Source organism: Pseudomonas sp. PDM03, assembly GCF_014852385.1.
Taxonomy (GTDB): domain Bacteria; phylum Pseudomonadota; class Gammaproteobacteria; order Pseudomonadales; family Pseudomonadaceae; genus Aquipseudomonas; species Aquipseudomonas migulae.
In genome coordinates this window covers 74,580-94,221 of record NZ_JACVBM010000014.1, presented here as the reverse complement: position 1 = coordinate 94,221, position 19,642 = coordinate 74,580, and the positions used below count along the sequence as shown (strand labels likewise).

Sequence of the window (19,642 nt, the reverse complement as noted above, 5' to 3'; positions counted from 1 at the left end):
TGATGGCCATTGAACACCATTGAAATTTTTCTTGGAAAGGCTCTAGAACGGGTGTTCCAGAGAAGAATATAGAGCCAGAGCTGTTTGCTCGGTCAGATTGTGACAATCCCGGACGACTGCATTTCCAGCCCATGACACTCTATCGGCAGACCTGGCGGGCACTGCACCCGAAAATCGATGTTTGGTGGTAAGCTCGCGCACCATGAATATCTACAGCTCTCGCCCCGTTGTCCTCTGTCTCTCCGGCCACGACCCAAGTGGTGGCGCCGGCTTGCAGGCAGATATCGAAGCCCTGCTTGCCCAGGGATGTCATGCGGCTCCGGCCGTCACCGCCCTGACCGTGCAAGACACGGTCAACGTCACGGATTTCCGCGTCCTCGACCGTGAGTGGGTGCTGGCTCAGGCCAACGCCGTGCTCAACGACTCCGAAGTCGCCGCCGTCAAGCTGGGCATGCTCGGTTCCCTGGAAATGGTCGACACCGTCGTCGAACTGCTTCAGGCGCACCCGCATTTGCCGATGGTCTGCGACCCGGTGCTGCGCGCCGGCGGTGGCGGACGACTGGGCAAGGACGAAGTCGGCTACGCCATGCGCGAACGCCTGCTGCCCCTGGCCATCATCGCCACCCCTAACCTTCCCGAAGCCCGCATCCTCGCTGAACTGCCAGAAGGCACCGCCGACGAGTGCGCTGAAAAACTCCTGCCGTTCGTCAAACACCTGCTGATCACCGGTGGCCACGGTGATGAACACGAGATACACAATCGCCTGTACGGCCGCGACGGTCTGCGCGAAACCTATACCTGCCAGCGCTTGCCCGGCAGTTACCACGGTTCGGGTTGCACATTGGCGAGCGCCCTCGCCGGTCGTCTGGCCCGGGGTGAAAACCTCGTCAGCGCCGTGCAGAGCGCGCTTAACTACACGTGGCGCACCCTGCGCGATGCCGAGCAGTTGGGCAAAGGCCAGTTCGTGCCGCGCCGTCTGCCACTGGATTTCTGTTCGTAACGCCATGAGGCTTGTCCGATGAAACTACGTGGCCTGTACGCCATTACCGACAGCCAGCTGCTGGCCGGTAAATTTCTTTCGTACGTGGAGGCGGCGCTGGAAGGCGGCGTCACCCTGCTGCAATACCGCGACAAGAGCAGCGACGAGGCCCGCCGCTTGCGCGAGGCCGAAGCCCTGCGCGATCTGTGCGAACGCTACAAGACCCATCTGATCATCAATGACGATGCCGAACTGGCCGCACGCCTGAACGTCGGCGTGCACCTGGGCCAGACCGACGGCCCGCTGACCCCGGCCCGCGCGTTGCTCGGTCGCCAGGCGATCATCGGTTCGACCTGTCACGCGCAAATCGAGCTCGCCGAACAAGCGGCCAGGGAAGGCGCCAGTTATGTCGCCTTCGGCCGCTTCTTCAATTCCAGCACCAAACCCGGCGCACCGACTTGCAGCCTCGAACTGCTCGACCAGGCCCGCAGCACATTGCACCTGCCGATCTGCGCGATCGGCGGCATCACCCTGGAAAACGCCGCCCCGCTGGTGGCCCACGGGGTCGATCTGCTGGCGGTGGTCCAAGGCCTGTTTGGCGCCGAAAGCACGGCTGAAGTGACCCGCCGTGCCCGCGCATTCAACGAATTACTAAAAATCTGATTTGAGAGCCCCATCATGTCTCGTTCCGAAACGCTGTTTGCCAATGCCCAGAAACACATTCCCGGTGGCGTGAATTCGCCTGTTCGCGCGTTCAAGAGCGTTGGCGGCACCCCCCTGTTTTTCAAACACGCGGAAGGCGCCTACGTCACCGACGAAGACGACAAGCGTTATGTGGATTACGTCGGTTCCTGGGGGCCGATGATCCTCGGCCACAGCCATCCGGACGTGCTGGACGCGGTGCGCAAGCAGCTGGAACACGGCTTGTCCTACGGCGCCCCGACCGAGATGGAAACCGAGATGGCGGACCTGGTCTGCTCGATCGTGCCATCGATGGAAATGGTGCGCATGGTCAGCTCCGGCACCGAAGCGACCATGAGCGCGATTCGCCTGGCCCGTGGTTTCACCGGTCGCGACAGCATCATCAAGTTCGAAGGCTGCTACCACGGTCACTCCGACAGCCTGCTGGTTAAAGCAGGTTCCGGCGCCCTGACCCAAGGCGTGCCGAGCTCGGCCGGTGTACCGGCGGCCTTCGCCAAACACACCCTGACCCTGCCGTTCAACGACATCGACGCCCTGGAAACCATGCTCGCTGAAGTGGGCAAGGACGTGGCCTGCATCATTGTCGAGCCGGTGGCCGGCAACATGAACTGCGTACCGCCGGCACCGGGCTTTCTCGAAGGCCTGCGGACCCTGTGCGACAAGCACGGCGTGGTGCTGATTTTCGACGAAGTGATGACCGGTTTCCGCGTTGCCCTCGGCGGTGCTCAAGCGCATTACGGCGTTACGCCAGACCTGACCACGTTCGGCAAGATCATCGGTGGTGGCATGCCGGTTGGCTGCTTCGGCGGCAAACGCGCAATCATGTCGCACATCGCGCCACTGGGCCCGGTGTACCAAGCGGGCACCTTGTCGGGTAACCCGCTGGCAATGGCGGCCGGCCTGACGACCTTGCGCCTGATCAGCCGCCCAGGCTTCCACGCCGAACTGAGCGACTACACCAGCCGCTTGCTCGATGGCCTGCAACAGCGCGCCGACGCTGCCGGCATTCCGTTCGTGACCACCCAGGCCGGTGGCATGTTCGGCTTGTACTTCAGCGGCGCCGACGACATCGTCACCTTCGATGACGTGATGGCCAGCGACGCGAAACTGTTCGGCCGCTTCTTCCACCTGATGCTCGAAGGTGGCGTGTACCTGGCGCCAAGTGCATTCGAAGCCGGCTTCACCTCGATCGCCCACGGCGAAGCCGAGTTGAAACTGACCCTGGATGCCGCCGAGCGCGCCTTCGCTGCATTGAAATAACCCTGTGCCGCTGACGTTGGCGATTGCCAGCGTCAGCTTTCACCTACATTCCCGCCTCTTTTCCTACTCATCTGCCGATAATCCCCCGCAAAGTGGACGATATATTCCCCGTGCAGCAGAAAAACGAGTAAAGACTTTGTAAGGTTGGCCCTGCTTATTTCATAATGCGCGCTTATTGGATCCCCTCGTTGGGTCCGCGCGCCCTTCAGAGGTAAGTCGATTCCCATGAACCGCACCGGCCGCGCCCTTGCAATGGGCTGCCTGTTGCTCCTTCAGCCCCTGCTCGCGCTCGCACAAGCAGGCGGCAACTCGTTGTTAATCCCAGCGATGGGTCGCTGCACCCTCAATACCCAGCCGCAAGACCTGGCACAGGCGCTCGCCGCCTGTCAGAAAGCGTCGGATGAAGGGGATGCGCAAGCGCAATACGAGTTGGGTGAGTTCTACTACGACGGCAAAAACACCCCGCGCGATCTCAAGAAAGCCCTGGATTACTTCGAAAAGGCCTCGCTGCAAGGCCATGCCCAGGCGCAATTCAAACTCGGCACCATGTTTTTCCACGGCGAAGGTGTACCGGCCAATAACGTTCAGGCATACATCGTGCTGAAAATGGCGGCGGTCAATGGTGCGGAAGAAGCGCTGGATACGGCGGATGAAGTCGCCGAGAAGATGCCGCGTGAAGAGCTTGAAGTGGCGACTCAGGTGCTTGGGCAGATCTTCCGCAAGTACCTGATGGAATTGCAGAGCGCCGATGGGCGTACGCCTTTCTCGCCGCTTCCCTGATTTCTGCGTTGTTCTGACTGGCCCCATCGCGAGCAGGCTCGCTCCCACATTGGATCTTCAGTGAACACAATATCTGTGAACACTTGAGATTAACTGTGGGAGCGAGCCTGCTCGCGATGGGGGCAACGCGGTCTCGGGGCTTACTTCTCAGGCATCGGCATCGGAAACGGCATCACATTGCCGACCGCGCCACGGGCTTCGCTGATTTTCGGGGTGCCCAGACGCTCGACTTCGTCGATGCGCACGATCGAATGCATCGGCACAAAACTGCGCACCACGCCCTCGAACTGAGCCTTGAGCTTCTCTTCGCTCGGGTCGACGACCACTTGCGTGCGCTCGCCAAAGACGAACTCTTCCACTTCCAGGAAGCCCCACAGATCACTTTGATAGATCTGCTTGGCGTACATTTCGTACACCTGGCCCTGATTGAGGAAAATCACCTTGTAGATTGGAGCTTCACGTTTGGTCATGGTGGGCGAGCAACACATCGGGGGATAAAAATGAGGGCGCGAACTATAGCATAGCCACCGGACGCGCAACGGTAGGAACCTTGGGACATGTTCCCTATAATGCGCGGTTCTTTGAATCACGTGATGACTGTATCCATGGCCAAGAAGCTATACATCGAAACCCACGGTTGCCAGATGAACGAGTACGACAGCTCGCGCATGGTTGATCTGCTGGGTGAACATCAGGCCCTGGAAGTCACCGCTCGCGCTGAAGACGCCGACGTGATCCTGCTCAACACCTGCTCGATCCGCGAACGCGCCCAGGACCGGGTGTATTCCCAGCTCGGCCGCTGGCGCGAACTGAAACTGGCGAACCCGGAGATGGTGATCGCCGTCGGCGGTTGCGTCGCCAGCCAGGAAGGCGCCGCCATCCGCGATCGCGCACCGTACGTCGACGTGGTGTTCGGCCCACAAACCCTGCACCGTTTGCCAGAAATGATCGACGCCGCACGTGCCACCAAGCTGCCGCAAGTCGACGTCTCGTTCCCGGAAATCGAAAAATTCGACCACCTGCCCGAGCCGCGCATCGATGGCCCGAGCGCTTATGTGTCGGTGATGGAAGGTTGCAGCAAGTACTGCACATTCTGCGTGGTGCCCTACACCCGCGGCGAAGAAGTCAGCCGCCCGTTCGATGACGTGATTGCCGAGATCATCCACCTCGCCGAGAACGGCGTGCGTGAAGTGACGTTGCTGGGCCAGAACGTCAACGGCTATCGCGGGACCACTCACGATGGTCGCCTGGCGGACCTCGCCGAGCTGATCCGCGTGGTCGCCGCTGTCGATGGCATCGACCGGATTCGTTACACCACCTCCCACCCGCTGGAGTTCTCCGACAGCCTGATCCAGGCCCACGCTGAAGTACCGGAACTGGTGAAACACCTGCACTTGCCGGTGCAATCGGGTTCGGACCGCATTCTGTCGGCGATGAAACGCAACCACACGGCGCTGGAATACAAATCCAAACTGCGCAAGCTGCGCGCCGCCGTTCCGGGGATCTGCATCAGCTCGGACTTCATCGTCGGCTTCCCGGGTGAGACCGAAAAAGACTTCGAACAGACCATGAAGCTGATCGAAGACGTCGGTTTCGACTTCTCCTATTCGTTCGTCTATAGCCAGCGCCCAGGCACGCCGGCGGCCGATCTGGCCGACGAAACGCCGGAAGAACTGAAAAAAGAACGCTTGAACGCCTTGCAACATCGCCTGAACCAGCAAGGTTTCGAGATCAGCCGACAAATGGTCGGTTCGGTCCAGCGGATCCTGGTGACCGATTACTCGAAAAAAGACCCCGGCGAGCTGCAGGGCCGGACCGAAAATAACCGGATCGTCAACTTCCGCTGCGACAATCCAACCCTGATAGGTCAGTTTGCCGACGTGCATATCGATGCGGCACAACCGCACTCGCTGCGCGGCTCGCTGATCATCTAACTGTAGGAGCCGGCTTGCTGGCGATGGGGACACCGCGGTAGATCAGCGAGACCGCGTTATCGTTCATCGCCAGCAAGCCGGCTCCTACAGAATCGAGGTGTGTCAGGTCGAGATATTTAAGAGCTTTCGCACCCGCCTCACTGGCGTTATCCTTGATTTCATCTTAATTGCCCCAGGGCGGCTAAATACGACCTTGAACGCACCCATAGAACCACATCGTTTTATCCTCGAGCCCTTTGAGGCTCGCCGCTTTGCCAATCTGTGCGGGATGTTCGACGAGCACCTGCGCTTGATCGAGCAACGCCTGACCATCGAAATCCGCAACCGCGGAAATCAGTTCGAGCTGATCGGCGACCCCAAACACACCACCTCCGCGGAAAACCTCCTGCGCCGCCTGTACCGGGAAACCAAGGGTACCGAGCTGTCGCCGGACATGGTTCACCTGTTCCTGCAGGAATCGGCCGTCGAAGAGCTGGACAACGTTTCGCCGGCCGAACCTTCCGTGGCCCTGCGCACCAAAAAAGGCATGATTCGCCCTCGCGGCTTGAATCAGCTGCGCTACGTGAAGGAAATCCTCGGCAACGACATCAACTTCGGCATCGGTCCGGCCGGTACCGGCAAGACCTACCTGGCCGTTGCCTGCGCGGTAGATGCGCTGGAGCGCGAGCAGATCCGCCGCATCCTGCTGGTGCGCCCGGCGGTTGAAGCGGGCGAAAAACTCGGTTTCCTGCCCGGCGACCTGTCGCAGAAGATCGACCCGTACCTGCGTCCGCTCTACGACGCACTCTACGAAATGCTCGGCTTCGAATACGTCGCCAAGCTGATCGAGCGCCAGGTGATCGAAGTCGCGCCGCTGGCCTACATGCGCGGTCGCACGCTGAACAACAGCTTCATCATCCTCGACGAAAGCCAGAACACCACCGTCGAGCAGATGAAGATGTTCCTGACCCGGATCGGCTTCGGTTCCACAGCGGTCATCACCGGTGACATCACCCAGGTCGACCTGCCGAAAGGCACCAAGTCCGGGCTGCACCACGTGATCGAAGTGCTGAAAGACGTGCCGGGCATCAGCTTCACCCATTTCATGCCCAAGGACGTCGTGCGCCATCCACTGGTGCAGCGGATTGTCGAAGCCTACGAGCGCTTCGAGAATCGCGGGGCAGACGAAACACCAAAGGACAGCCGCCGCGATGCTTGAGCTTGATCTGCAACTGGCCACCGAAGCATCTGCGCCAAGTGAAGCCGAGTTCCGCCAATGGTGTGAACTGGCCCTGCGCCAGCGCACCGCCGACTCCGAAATGACCATTCGCCTGGTCGACGAAGCGGAAGGCCGCGAGCTGAATCACACCTGGCGGCAAAAGGACTACGCCACCAACGTGCTGTCGTTTCCTGCCGATGTGCCTGACGAGTTTCTCGACATCCCGCTGCTGGGCGATCTGGTGATCTGCGTGGCGGTGGTCGAGCGCGAAGCCGCCGAACAAGGCAAGGAACCCAAGGCCCACTGGGCACATCTGGTCATTCACGGCTGCTTGCATCTGCTGGGTTACGACCATATAGATGACGACGAAGCCGAAGAAATGGAAGCACTGGAACGAACGTTGCTTGCTGAGTTGGGCTACCCCGACCCGTACGCGGACGACGAAACAGAAACATCCCCTATCGTTACAACAAAGGATTCAGAGTAATCGCTATGAGCGAAGATCGATCGAGCAACGGGCAGAAGTCATGGCTGGGTAAGCTCACCCAGGCTTTTGCCCACGAGCCGAAGAACCGTCAGGAGCTGCTGGAGCTCCTGCGCGATGCACATCAAAACAAGTTGCTGGACAGCGAAGCGCTGGCCATTGTCGAAGGCGCCATCCAGGTTGCAGACCTGCAAGTACGGGACATCATGGTCCCGCGTTCGCAGATGATCAGCATCAAGGCGACCCAGACACCCCGCGAGTTTTTGCCCGCCGTGGTCGACTCGGCCCACTCCCGTTACCCGGTCATTGGCGAAAGCCACGATGACGTGATGGGCGTGTTGCTGGCCAAGGACTTGCTGCCGTTGATCCTCAGGGAGAACGGTGACAGCTTCAACATCAAGGACCTGCTGCGCCCGGCCACCTTCGTGCCCGAGTCCAAGCGCCTGAATGTGCTGCTGCGCGAGTTCCGCGCCAACCACAACCACATGGCCATCGTCATCGACGAATACGGCGGCGTGGCAGGCCTGGTGACCATCGAAGACGTGCTGGAACAGATCGTCGGCGACATCGAAGACGAGCATGACGTCGAGGAAGACAGCTACATCAAGCCGCTGCCCAGCGGTGATTTCCTGGTCAAGGCCCTGACGCCGATCGAGAACTTCAACGAATTCTTCGACAGCGAGTTCTCCGACGACGAATTCGACACCGTTGGCGGCCTGGTGATGAGCGCGTTCGGGCACTTGCCAAAACGCAACGAAATCACTGAAATCGGCCCTTACCGCTTCCGCATCCTGAACGCCGACAGCCGTCGGATTCATTTGCTGCGCCTGACACCTATTGCCCGTTAAGGACTGACATGCTCCGCGTAACCCGCCCCGGCTGGCCCGGTAACCTGCTGGCCGTGGCGGCCGGTGCACTCACCACCCTGGCCTTGGCGCCGTTCGATATCTGGCCGCTGGCACTGCTGGCGGTCGGGTTCTTTTATGCCGGTTTGCGCGAACTGAACCCACGTCAGGCCCTGGGCCGTGGCTGGTGTTTCGGTTTTGGTCTGTTTGGCGCGGGCACCAGCTGGATCTACTACAGCATTCACAACTTCGGTGGCGCTTCCGTGCTGCTGGCCGGGTTCCTGATGCTGCTCTTCACCGCAGCGATCGCCTGGTTTTTCGCCCTGCCCGCCTGGATCTGGGCGCGCTGGCTGCGACGCAACGAGGCGCCGCTGGCCGATGCCCTGGCATTTGCGGCGTTGTGGGTCGGCCAGGAAGCGTTTCGTGGCTGGTTCCTGACCGGTTTCCCGTGGCTCTACTCCGGTTACAGCCAGCTCGACGGCCCGTTGGCCGGGCTCGCGCCTGTGGGCGGGATGTGGCTGATTTCCTTCACCCTGGCCCTGACCGCCGCACTGATCTACAACGCCTTGCGCCTGGTGAAAGCGGGTCGTAAAGCCTTCATCGCCGCCGGCGTATTGCTGTTGCTCGGCCCTTGGGTCGTCGGCATCGCACTCAAGGGCCATGCCTGGACCACTCCGGCTGGCGAGCCGCTGAGCGTCGCGGCGATTCAAGGCAATATCGAACAAAGCATGAAGTGGGACCCGACGCAGCTCAATGCACAACTGGCGCTGTACCGCGACATGAGCTTCAGCTCCAAGCCGGTCGACCTGCTGATCTGGCCGGAAACCGCCGTCCCGGTGCTCAAGGAGTCCGCCCAGGGCTACCTGAACATGATGGGAAACTTCGCTGCGGAACGTAAGAGCGCGCTGATTACCGGCGTACCGATCCGTGAAGAAGTTCACCACCAGAAGCGCTTCTACAACGGCATTACCGTAGTGGGTGAAGGCGATGGCACGTACCTCAAGCAAAAACTGGTGCCGTTCGGCGAGTACGTACCGTTGCAGGAAGTGCTGCGCGGGCTGATCGCCTTCTTCGATTTGCCGATGTCGGACTTTGCCCGCGGCCCCGCCGATCAGGCGATGCTGCAAGCCAAGGGTTATCAGATTGCGCCGTTCATCTGCTACGAGGTGGTTTACCCGGAATTCGCCGCCAGCCTTGCCGCTCGCAGCGATCTGTTGCTGACCATCAGCAACGACACTTGGTTTGGCACCTCCATCGGCCCGCTGCAACACTTGCAGATGGCGCAGATGCGCGCACTTGAGGCCGGTCGCTGGATGATCCGCGCCACCAACAACGGCGTCACCGGCCTCATCAACCCGTTTGGGCAGATCACTGTCCAGATCCCACAGTTCGAACGCGGCATTCTGTATGGCGAAGTGGTGCCAATGCACAACCTGACGCCGTATCTTGAATGGCGTTCGTGGCCGCTGATCATCGTGTGCGTGCTGTTGTTCGGCTGGGCGCTGGTCGCGAACCGGATGGCCAAAACCGTTTAATCGCGGAGCCTGCAAAGAGATCGCAGCCTGCGGCAGCTCCTACATGGGATTGTGTACACCCTGTAGGAGCTGCCGCAGGCTGCGATCTTTTGATTTTTAGCGGTAAAACAACGAATACCCGATCTGCCCCGCCGCCTCATTCAACAACATCCCGCTTTGCCACACCGACTTGAATTCCGGGATCCAGCCAGCCAACGGCCGGGCATTATCCACCCCGAGAAACCCCATCGGCGCGGCCACCACCTCAAAACCCGCCTTCTGAAAACTCCAGACCGCTCGCGGCATGTGCCAGGCCTGAGTGACAACGACCACGCGCTTGACCCCTTCCGGTAACAACACCTCAGCACTGAATTGAGCGTTCTCCCACGTGGTGCGGCTGCGATCTTCCTGCCAGCGCACGGTCACGCCGAAATCATCGCGCAACGAATCGGCCATCAACCTGGCTTCGCTCGGCGGTGTCCCGTAATGCAATCCGCCGCTGGTCAGGATCGGCAAGCCCGACGCCTTCGCCAGCCGCGCCGCATAGCGCTCACGCTCCAGCGCGACACCGGTCGGCTGGTCGGCGCCCCAGGCCAGGTCGCCACGTTCGCGCCCCGCACCGAGCACGATGATCGCGTCGGCGCGCTGAGCCAGGGTTGCCCACTCCTCGCGAACCAGCGGCGGCTCGCGCTCCAGGGCTTTGGCGCCCCATTGCACAGCCACCGGCAGGCTCATCAGCCAGAAGCCGCCCGCCCCCAGCGCAAAGCACACACCGGCAAGGCGCGGCCTTGAGCGGCGAAACCACCAGGCAAGCACCAGCAACAGCAACAAAATGCCGGGCGGCATGAGAAGGTGTTTAACGAAGTAACGAAAAGGCATCGAGCATCTCCTGAAGATGCCCGAAGCCTAAGTGGGTTGACGCAATGCGACAACAAATGCGAAAGGACTAAGCTTTAAAAAACCATACGCCATGGGTTCAAGTGCCCTTACTTGAATTGCAGAGACCGGACCTTTACCGCGTCTTTGCCGGGTGCCTTGTCCTTGAGCCAGATGATCTTGGCCGAACGTGGTGCGTCGAGTTGCTTCACTGCTTCTGACAAGCATCCGTGTGTTTCACGTTCACTGCGGTCCAGATACGCCTTGACCAGTGCAAACTCTGCGGGGCTCAGGCCACGCAGTTCCAGCTCCTGGGGACGTTCATCGCGCAACCGGCCAGCGGTTTTTGCCGCGTCCAAGGCCAATCCCAGACGATCGATCAGTCTTTCGTACAACTCCGGTTTTGTACCTTTTTGCTGTGACTCAACCATCCCTCACCTCATTGAAGATAAGACTCACTCCCCATTTAGAGCTTAGCTTCCATGAACAAACCGGCTGAACGCCGCGACCAACGGCCCTCGCAGCCATTTCTGCGAGACGCGCGGCAGTAATCAGGGTTTCCCTCGGTAGAGTGCGGTCATGTATGCTACGGCGCTTCCTGTAACTCCACTTCCAGCTCGTCTGGGCACCGAAACGCCGATTTGGCGTGATCACCGTCCAGCGTCGCATTGAAGAGGATTAGGCCACCCCTATTCAGTTCAAAAGTAGCCATGCACGAACAATATCAGCCCCGTGAAATCGAAGCCGCCGCCCAGTCGTTCTGGGACGAGCAAAAGTCCTTTGAAGTCAGTGAACAGCCAGGCAAGGAGACTTTCTATTGCCTGTCGATGTTCCCTTACCCCAGCGGCAAGCTACACATGGGGCATGTGCGCAACTACACCATCGGCGACGTGATCTCCCGCTACCAGCGCATGCAAGGCAAGAACGTCCTGCAACCCATGGGTTGGGACGCCTTCGGCATGCCGGCGGAAAACGCCGCGATGAAGAACAACGTAGCACCCGCCAAGTGGACCTACGAAAACATCGCCTACATGAAAAACCAGCTGCGCAGCCTGGGCCTGGCGGTGGACTGGTCGCGTGAAGTGACCACCTGCAAGCCCGATTACTACCGCTGGGAACAATGGCTGTTCACTCGCCTGTTCGAAAAAGGCGTGATCTACAAAAAGAGCGGCACCGTGAACTGGGACCCGGTCGACCAGACCGTCCTGGCCAACGAGCAAGTGATCGACGGTCGCGGCTGGCGTTCCGGCGCGCTGATCGAAAAACGCGAAATCCCGATGTACTACTTCAAGATCACCGCGTACGCGGATGAACTGCTGGAGAGTCTCGACGATCTGCCGGGCTGGCCTGAACAGGTCAAGACCATGCAGCGCAACTGGATCGGCAAGTCCCGCGGCATGGAAGTGCAGTTCCCGTACAACGTCGATTCCATCGGCGAAGCTGGCGCACTGAAAGTCTTCACTACCCGTCCGGACACCCTGATGGGCGCGACCTACGTCGCCGTGGCCGCCGAACACCACCTGGCCACCCTGGCCGCACAGAACAACCCCGAGCTGCAAGCGTTCATCGCTGAATGCAAGGGCGGCAGCGTCGCTGAAGCCGACGTCGCCACCCAAGAGAAAAAAGGCCTGCCGACCGGCCTGTTCGTCGAGCACCCGCTGACCGGCGAGAAACTGCCGGTGTGGGTCGCCAACTATGTGCTGATGCACTACGGCGACGGCGCCGTCATGGCGGTTCCAGCGCACGACGAGCGTGATTTCGAGTTCGCCCACAAGTACAACCTGCCGGTCAAATCGGTGGTGCGCACCAGTTCAGGTGACACCAACCCGGCGCCGTGGCAAGACGCCTACGGCGAACACGGCACGCTGATCAACTCCGGCGAATTTGACGGCCTCGACTTCGCAGGCGCTTTCGACGCCATCGAAGTCGCGCTGATCAAGAAAAACCTCGGCGCCTCGCGTACCCAGTTCCGCCTGCGCGACTGGGGCATCAGTCGTCAGCGTTACTGGGGCTGCCCGATCCCGATCATCCACTGCGGCACTTGCGGTGACGTGCCGGTCCCGGAAGATCAGCTGCCTGTCGTACTGCCGGAAGACGTGGTTCCGGACGGCGCCGGTTCGCCATTGGCCCGCATGCCCGAGTTCTACGAGTGCACTTGCCCGAAATGCGGCGCACCGGCCAAGCGTGAAACCGACACCATGGACACCTTCGTCGAGTCCTCGTGGTACTACGCCCGTTACGCCTCGCCGCACTATGAAGGCGGCCTGGTGGAGAAATCCGCGGCCGACCATTGGCTGCCGGTGGATCAGTACATCGGCGGTATCGAACACGCGATTCTTCACCTGCTCTACGCGCGCTTCTTCCACAAGCTGATGCGCGACGAAGGCCTGGTGAGCTCCAACGAGCCGTTCAAGAACCTGCTGACCCAGGGCATGGTGATCGCCGAGACTTACTATCGTCGCGAAGCCAATGGTGCTTACACCTGGTTCAACCCGGCGGACGTCGAACTCGAACGCGACATCAAGGCCAAGGTCATCAGCGCCAAGTTGATCGCCGACGGCCTGCCGGTGGAAATCGGCGGCACCGAGAAGATGGCCAAGTCGAAGAACAACGGCGTTGACCCACAGTCGATGATTGACCAGTTCGGCGCAGACACCTGCCGCCTGTTCATGATGTTCGCCTCGCCGCCTGACATGAGCGCGGAATGGTCCGACTCCGGGGTAGAAGGTTCGCACCGCTTCCTCAAGCGCGTCTGGCGTCTGGCTCAAGCACACGTGACTCAGGGCCTGCCGGGCAAACTGGACATCGCCAGCCTGAACGACGAGCAGAAAGTCATTCGCCGTTCGATCCACCAGGCCATCAAACAGGCCAGCCACGACGTTGGCCAGAACCACAAATTCAACACCGCCATCGCCCAGGTGATGACGCTGATGAACGTGTTGGAAAAAGCCCCGCAAGCGACCGAACAGGATCGCGCGCTGGTTCACGAAGGTCTGGAAACCGTGACGCTGCTGCTGGCTCCGATCACCCCGCACATCAGCCATGAGCTGTGGCATCGCCTGGGTCACGCCGATCCGGTGATCGACGCCGGTTGGCCAGTGCTGGACGACAGCGCACTGGTGCAGGACAGCCTGACACTGGTTATCCAGGTCAACGGCAAGCTGCGCGGCCAGATCGAAATGCCGGCCAGCGCGACGCGTGAAGAGATCGAAGCCGCTGCCCGCATCAACGAAAACGTGCTGCGTTTTGTCGACGGCCTGACTATTCGTAAAGTGATCGTAGTGCCCGGGAAACTGGTCAATATCGTCGCCAGCTAATTGGATCAGGCGCCAGGTGAGCCTGGCGCCGAGTAAAACCTTTCGGGCCGCATGATCGGCCCACATGGTTTCAAGGGGAGCAACAAGATGATCAAACGCAATTTGCTGGTGATAGGCCTCGCGGTCCTGTTGAGCGCCTGCGGTTTCCAGCTGCGCGGCACCGGCACCTATGAAATGGCGATCAAGGAAATCGACCTGAGCGCGCGCAATTCCTACGGTGAAACCGTGACGCTCATGCGTCAGGTGATGGAAAACAGCGGCATCAAGGTCCACAGCGGCGCACCTTACAAACTGGTGCTGGCCGACGAAAAAGAAACCCAGCGCATTCTCAGCTACGCAGGCGCCGGCCGTACTGGCGAGTATGAGCTGAATACCGTGCTCGACTACGTCATCCTGGGTCGGAACGACCTGCTGCTGGTGAGCGACAAGATTGAAACGCAGCGAGTCTTCATTCACGACGGCAACAACCTGGTGGGTTCCGACCAGGAAGCCGCCGATGCCCGCAGGGACACGCGTCGTGAAATGGTTCAACGCATGATGATCCGCATGCAACAGCTCACGCCATCTCAGCTGGATCAGTTGCAAGAGACTGCCGAAGCCAGGGCCAAGGCTGAAGCCGCGGCACTGGAAGCAGCGCAAAAGGCTGAAGCGGAAACGCCGCGTCAGTCGCCTGTCGAAATCCCGCAGCAATAAGACTTACGGGGCGCTCAGGCGCCCCGTTTGCCCTCGCCTATGAAACTCGCCCCCGCCCAACTCGCCAAACACCTGCAAGGTACGCTCGCGCCGGTCTACATCATCAGTGGCGACGATCCACTGCTGTGTCAGGAAGCCGCCGACGCCATTCGCGCAGCCGCCCGTCAACAGGGCTTCGATGAACGCCAGGTGTTCGCCGCCGAAGCCAGTTTCGACTGGGGAACGCTGCTGCAAGCCGGCGCAAGCATGTCGTTGTTCGCTGAAAAACGCCTGCTGGAACTGCGTCTGCCGTCCGGCAAACCCGGTGACAAAGGTGCAGCCGCATTCATCGAGTACTGCTCGCGACCGGCCGAAGACACCGTGCTGCTGATCAGCCTGCCGAAGCTCGACGGCAGCGCGCAGAAAACCAAGTGGGGCAAGGCGCTGGTTGAAGGTCAGCACACTCAGTTCGTGCAAATCTGGCCGGTGGACGCCAGCCAGTTGCCGGGCTGGATCCGGCAGCGCTTGTCCCAGGCCGGCCTGTCCGCCAGCCAGGACGCCGTGGAACTGATCGCCGCGCGAGTCGAGGGCAACTTGCTGGCGGCCGCGCAAGAGATCGAAAAGCTCAAGCTGATGGCCGAAGGCGGGCAGATTACCGTCGAAACCGTGCAAGCCGCAGTAGCCGACAGCGCGCGCTTCGATGTCTTCGGCCTGACCGACGCGATTCTCAACGGCGAAGCCGCTCACGCCCTGCGCATGCTCGAAGGGCTGCGCGGTGAAGGCGTCGAACCGCCGGTGATTCTCTGGGCGCTGGCCCGGGAACTGCGCTTGCTGGCCAACCTCTCGCTGCAATACAGCCAGGGCGTGCCGCTGGACAAAGCTTTCAGCTCTGCCCGACCGCCGGTCTGGGACAAACGCAAACCGCTGATGAGCAAAGCCTTGCAACGCTACTCGGCGCAACGCTGGGCACAGTTGTTGTTGGAAGCGCAGCGCATCGACGCACAGATCAAAGGTCAGGCGGCGGGTTCGCCGTGGATGAGTTTGAGTCGGTTGTCGTTGTTGATGGCCGGGCAGCGGCTGACATTGCCTGCCGAGTAAGGCGTTCGACCGCATCACGGCCATCGCGAGCAGGCTCGCTCCCACAGGGATGGCGTCAACCCTGTGGGAGCGAGCCTGCTCGCGATGGCGGTCGTAAGATCTTGCACATTGTAGGGACTAGACAGACCCCCAACTTCGGCAGATTATTTCCCCCCGCAAAACCCCACTCAATCGAGAGATCCGATCATGAGCAAAAAGCCATCTAAACATGGCCCCAACAAGGCCAAATCCATCATCGCCCAGCCACTGTTCCGCAGCCGTCAGGAACGAGCCGGCAAGGGTAAAGGCAGCTACCGCCGCGAAGCCTTCCAGTCTGACAACTGGGAGGCTTCTTACTTTCTGGCGGCCTGAAAGGCAAGCCATCGCTCAACATGTTAAGGTCTGCACCTGATCCGTATTCCCTGGACCCGTGCATGCCCCTTTGTATTTCCCGTCGTTGGCATTTGCGCCAATTGATTGCTGCCTCCAGCCTCGTTCTGCTTGTCGCCTGCGCGGAAAAACCGACCGCCGCCGACGCCCAACCGCTTCAGACCCTTCCCGTCGCGACAGCCCCAGCGGTGATCCCGCCCGTGGTGCCGACCGGTGAAAATCTCGACATCCAGCCGACCCAGACCTTCGCCGAATGGCAGGCGGGTTTCCGCAAGGATGCGCTGGCCGCCGGCATCCGCGCCGACCTGTTCGACCGCGCCTTCGCCAATGTCAGCCTGGACACCAGCGTGATTCGTGCCGACCGCAGCCAACCGGAGTTTTCCCGCCCGGTGTGGGAATACCTCGATGGAGCCCTGTCGCCGTTGCGCGTGCGCAAAGGTCAGGCACTGGTCGGCCAATACGCCGACATCCTGCAAAGCATCGAACAACGCTACGGCGTCGATCGTCAGGCACTGGTCGCGGTGTGGGGCATGGAAAGTAACTTCGGCCAGTTTCAGGGCAGCAAGTCGGTGATCAACTCCCTGGCGACGCTGGCCTACGAAGGCCGGCGCCCTGGTTTCGCCCACGCGCAATTGATCGCGGCCCTGCAGATCCTGCAACAAGGCGACATCGCGCCGGAGAAAATGCTCGGTTCCTGGGCCGGCGCCATGGGCCAGACCCAGTTCATCCCGACCACCTACAACACCCACGCCGTGGACTTTGATGGCGACGGCCGTCGCGACATCTGGGGCAGCTCCGCCGACGCCCTGGCATCGACCGCGCACTACCTGCAAAGCTCTGGCTGGCAGAAAGGCCAGCCATGGGGCTTTGAAGTGCAGCTGCCGGGCAGCTTCAATTACGTGCTGGCCGATGGCTCGATTCGCAAGAGCGTCGCCGAATGGCAGCAATTGGGCGTCACGCTGCCTAACGGCGGCCAGGTTCCGGCCGGCTCGGAACACCTGTCGGCGGCCCTGCTGCTGCCGGCGGGCTATCGTGGCCCGGCATTCCTGGTGCTCGACAACTTCCGTGCGATCCTCAAGTACAACAACTCGTCGTCCTATGCGCTGGCCGTCAGTTTGTTGTCCGAGCGCTTCAACGGCGCGGGGTTCATCAATGGCACCTGGCCCAAGGATGATTTGCCGCTGAGCCGTACCGAACGGATCGAGCTGCAAAACCTGCTGAGCGCGCAGAAGTATGACGCGGGCACCGCCGACGGCATCATCGGCGCCAACACCCGCAAAGCGATCCGCAGCGCCCAGCAGTCGTTTGGCTGGCCGGCGGACGGGTATCCGACGCATAAGCTGCTCGAAGGCCTGCGTAACCGCTAAAAGCTTCGCGGGCAAGTCGGATCGCCGCACCGCTCGCTCCTACAGGAGTTACATGTTCCCTGTAGGAGCGAGGCTCGCCCGCGAAGACTGACTATCAGGCGCTGTAGAACTATCGCTTGATGACTACATCCTGCTCCAACACCAATTCCTTATTGCCCGCATCCAGCCGGACCAACGCCCCCATCGGCAACGTCAGGTTCGGATCGCAATGCCCGCTACGCCACCCCGACAACACCGGAATCCGCAACGGCTCGAACGTCTGCTTGAGCAACCGCTCCAGCGCAATCGAATCGACCCCCGCCACATCCCCCACCAGAACCCCGCGCAACTTGCCCAGCGTGCCGGCCAGACGCAGATGAGTCAGCAGCCGATCAATGCGGTACAACGGCTCGTTGATGTCCTCGATAAACAGGATGACGCCCTCTGCCTCGATTTCATAAGGCGTGCCCATGGTCGCGGCAATCATCGACAGGTTACCGCCCAGCAAGCGCCCGTGAGCGATGCCAGGCTCGATTGTGGTCAACGGGTAAGCCACCGGGTGCGTCAGCACACTGCCCGCCTTCACCTGCCCCCTGAGCATGTTGAAAAACGAGGACTCGGTAGGCTTTTGCTTGTCCCCCAACAAATCAGCGTTGAGCAGCGGGCCATGAAAAGTCACGAACCCGGCATAACGGCTGATCGCCAAGTGCAACGCGGTGATGTCGCTGTAGCCGATGAACGGCTTGGCGTTGTTCTGCAATAGTTCGAAATCAATACGATCGAGCAACCGCGGCGTGCCGTAACCACCGCGCAGGCAAATGATCGCATCGACCTCGCTGTCCGCGAACGCGGCGTGCAGGTCATTGAGCCGCACGTCGTCACTGCCGGCCAGATAGCCATCCTGCTCATACACACCAGGGAAAATCCGCAACGCGTAACCGCGCGCGCGCATCCAGCTGATGGCCTTATCGGTGTCCAGTGCCGCGGGGCCTGCGGGCGCAATGATGCCGATCAGCCCTTGCGATGGCAAGGCCGGAACGGGTTTGTGGGGAAAAAGAGTGTGAGTCGGTCGAACGGTCATCCATGAATCTCCCTGCGCGAAAGCTTCTGCACACAGTAGTCAGGAACGGGAATAAACAGAAGAGGGACAGTCGCCCCACAGCTTGCAGGAAAAGACTGTAGTTGCCGTAAGCACGGCCAAAAAAATGCCCGCAAGGCTGAAAAGCCTTGCGGGCGTTTTGTTACAACGAAGAGATCAGTTCAGCTTTAACCAGCTTCGCCTGCTCATCGGCGTGGTACGAGGAACGTACCAACGGACCGGAAGCGACGTTCTTGAAGCCCATCTTGTAACCTTCCTCGGCGAACCAGGCGAAGGTGTCCGGGTGCACGAAACGTTGCACCGGCAAATGGCTGCGGGACGGTTGCAGGTACTGGCCGAGGGTCAGCATGTCGATGTCGTGCTCGCGCATGCGCTTCATGACTTCGATGACTTCTTCGTCGGTCTCGCCCAGACCCAGCATCAGGCCGGACTTGGTCGGAATGTGCGGCATCATCTGCTTGAAGCGTTGCAGCAGGGTCAGCGACCACTGGTAGTCCGAACCCGGACGCGCAGCCTTGTACAGGCGCGGCACGGTTTCCAGGTTGTGGTTGAACACATCTGGTGGCTCGGCGGCGGTGATTTCCAGCGCCACGTCCATGCGCCCACGGTAATCCGGGACCAGGGTTTCGAGCTGCACGTTCGGCGACAGCTTGCGGATTTCGCGGATGCAGTCGGCAAAGTGCTGGGCACCGCCGTCACGCAGGTCATCGCGGTCAACCGAAGTGATCACTACGTATTTCAGTTTCAGGTCGGCGATGGCAATGGCCAGGCTTTCCGGCTCATTCACGTCCAGTGGTTTCGGACGGCCGTGGCCAACGTCGCAGAACGGGCAGCGACGGGTGCAGATGTCACCCATGATCATGAAGGTCGCGGTGCCGCCGGAGAAGCACTCGCCCAGGTTCGGGCAGGACGCTTCTTCGCACACGCTGTGCAGCTTGTGTTTGCGCAGCAACGCCTTGATGCGGTCGACTTCCGGGGAAACCGGGATGCGCACGCGGATCCAGTCAGGTTTCTTCGGCAGTTCGGTGGTAGGAATGATCTTTACCGGGATGCGTGCAACCTTCTCGGCGCCGCGCAGCTTGACGCCGGCTTCAACCTTGGCACGCGGGGCCGGACGCTCGGTGACATCCAGCGTCGGGATCATGGTTTGCACTGCATCAGTAGTCATA

Annotated in this window: 19 protein-coding genes; 14 read left to right on the top strand and 5 right to left on the bottom strand. The window is 60.8% G+C overall.

The window, feature by feature from the left end; all coding sequences use genetic code 11:
• Positions 1-202 precede the first annotated feature (202 nt).
• The 4 genes from IB254_RS19295 to IB254_RS19280 all read left to right on the top strand — a co-directional run bounded on the left by IB254_RS19295 (position 203) and on the right by IB254_RS19280 (position 3,721).
• Complete coding sequence (locus IB254_RS19295; RefSeq protein WP_192418860.1) at positions 203-1,000, top strand: hydroxymethylpyrimidine/phosphomethylpyrimidine kinase; 798 nt, start codon at positions 203-205, stop codon at positions 998-1,000.
• An 18-nt stretch (positions 1,001-1,018) separates the two neighbouring features.
• On the top strand, positions 1,019-1,642 hold the full coding sequence (gene thiE, locus IB254_RS19290) for a thiamine phosphate synthase (RefSeq protein WP_192418858.1): 624 nt from the start codon (positions 1,019-1,021) through the stop codon (positions 1,640-1,642).
• A 15-nt stretch (positions 1,643-1,657) separates the two neighbouring features.
• Entirely contained in the window at positions 1,658-2,941 is a 1,284-nt protein-coding gene (gene hemL / locus IB254_RS19285) for a glutamate-1-semialdehyde 2,1-aminomutase (protein ID WP_192418856.1), read from the top strand.
• A gap of 225 nt (positions 2,942-3,166) precedes the next feature.
• Entirely contained in the window at positions 3,167-3,721 is a 555-nt protein-coding gene (locus IB254_RS19280) for a tetratricopeptide repeat protein (protein WP_008035122.1), read from the top strand.
• Positions 3,722-3,861: 140 nt separating this feature from the next.
• Here the strand turns inward: IB254_RS19280 and IB254_RS19275 are convergent, their stop codons facing one another.
• Entirely contained in the window at positions 3,862-4,191 is a 330-nt protein-coding gene (locus IB254_RS19275) for a DUF1820 family protein (RefSeq protein WP_007894425.1), read from the bottom strand.
• Positions 4,192-4,326: 135 nt separating this feature from the next.
• On the opposite strand from IB254_RS19275, the gene miaB reads away from it, so the two are divergent.
• From miaB to lnt, 5 genes are all read left to right on the top strand, one after another.
• Positions 4,327-5,655 (top strand): tRNA (N6-isopentenyl adenosine(37)-C2)-methylthiotransferase MiaB, encoded by a 1,329-nt coding sequence (gene miaB, locus IB254_RS19270; protein ID WP_032829224.1) that lies wholly within the window; start codon positions 4,327-4,329, stop codon positions 5,653-5,655.
• 193 nt (positions 5,656-5,848) lie between these two features.
• Positions 5,849-6,853, top strand: a complete 1,005-nt coding sequence (locus tag IB254_RS19265; RefSeq protein WP_192418854.1) for a PhoH family protein — start codon at positions 5,849-5,851, stop codon at positions 6,851-6,853.
• Positions 6,846-7,340: an rRNA maturation RNase YbeY gene (gene ybeY / locus IB254_RS19260; RefSeq protein WP_008035119.1), complete on the top strand. Its 495-nt coding sequence runs from the start codon at positions 6,846-6,848 to the stop codon at positions 7,338-7,340. The genes IB254_RS19265 and ybeY overlap by 8 nt, the downstream gene beginning before the upstream one ends.
• 5 nt (positions 7,341-7,345) lie before the next feature.
• Positions 7,346-8,185, top strand: coding sequence for an HlyC/CorC family transporter (locus tag IB254_RS19255; protein ID WP_008035118.1), 840 nt, complete (start codon positions 7,346-7,348; stop codon positions 8,183-8,185).
• An 8-nt stretch (positions 8,186-8,193) separates the two neighbouring features.
• Complete coding sequence (gene lnt, locus IB254_RS19250) at positions 8,194-9,717, top strand: apolipoprotein N-acyltransferase (RefSeq protein WP_192418852.1); 1,524 nt, start codon at positions 8,194-8,196, stop codon at positions 9,715-9,717.
• Positions 9,718-9,813: 96 nt separating this feature from the next.
• Here the strand turns inward: lnt and IB254_RS19245 are convergent, their stop codons facing one another.
• Both IB254_RS19245 and IB254_RS19240 read right to left on the bottom strand, forming a co-directional pair.
• Positions 9,814-10,575, bottom strand: a complete 762-nt coding sequence (locus IB254_RS19245) for a YdcF family protein (protein WP_192418850.1) — start codon at positions 10,573-10,575, stop codon at positions 9,814-9,816.
• Positions 10,576-10,682: 107 nt separating this feature from the next.
• A complete protein-coding gene (locus IB254_RS19240; protein WP_192418848.1) occupies positions 10,683-11,003 on the bottom strand; it encodes a hypothetical protein in 321 nt (106 codons plus the stop codon).
• 279 nt (positions 11,004-11,282) lie between these two features.
• Between IB254_RS19240 and leuS the strand changes: the two genes are divergently transcribed.
• The 5 genes from leuS (at position 11,283) to IB254_RS19215 (ending at position 17,395) form a co-directional block, all read left to right on the top strand.
• The gene (gene leuS, locus IB254_RS19235) at positions 11,283-13,889 is read left to right on the top strand and encodes a leucine--tRNA ligase (protein ID WP_192418846.1); all 2,607 of its coding nucleotides are present in this window, start codon (positions 11,283-11,285) and stop codon (positions 13,887-13,889) included.
• An 87-nt stretch (positions 13,890-13,976) separates the two neighbouring features.
• Entirely contained in the window at positions 13,977-14,582 is a 606-nt protein-coding gene (lptE, locus tag IB254_RS19230; RefSeq protein ID WP_192418837.1) for an LPS assembly lipoprotein LptE, read from the top strand.
• Between the two features lie 39 nt (positions 14,583-14,621).
• Positions 14,622-15,659 carry a DNA polymerase III subunit delta gene (holA, locus tag IB254_RS19225; protein ID WP_008035107.1) on the top strand — a complete coding sequence of 346 codons (1,038 nt, stop codon included), beginning with the start codon at positions 14,622-14,624 and terminating at the stop codon, positions 15,657-15,659.
• Between the two features lie 186 nt (positions 15,660-15,845).
• On the top strand, positions 15,846-16,010 hold the full coding sequence (gene arfA / locus IB254_RS19220; RefSeq protein ID WP_008035105.1) for an alternative ribosome rescue factor ArfA: 165 nt from the start codon (positions 15,846-15,848) through the stop codon (positions 16,008-16,010).
• A 62-nt stretch (positions 16,011-16,072) separates the two neighbouring features.
• Positions 16,073-17,395: a lytic murein transglycosylase gene (locus tag IB254_RS19215; protein ID WP_192418835.1), complete on the top strand. Its 1,323-nt coding sequence runs from the start codon at positions 16,073-16,075 to the stop codon at positions 17,393-17,395.
• 109 nt (positions 17,396-17,504) lie between these two features.
• On the opposite strand, the gene IB254_RS19210 is transcribed toward IB254_RS19215, so the two are convergent.
• Positions 17,505-18,455 carry a S66 peptidase family protein gene (locus IB254_RS19210; RefSeq protein WP_192418833.1) on the bottom strand — a complete coding sequence of 317 codons (951 nt, stop codon included), beginning with the start codon at positions 18,453-18,455 and terminating at the stop codon, positions 17,505-17,507.
• Between the two features lie 160 nt (positions 18,456-18,615).
• A complete protein-coding gene (gene lipA, locus IB254_RS19205) occupies positions 18,616-19,641 on the bottom strand; it encodes a lipoyl synthase (protein WP_008035102.1) in 1,026 nt (341 codons plus the stop codon).
• Position 19,642 lies beyond the last annotated feature (1 nt).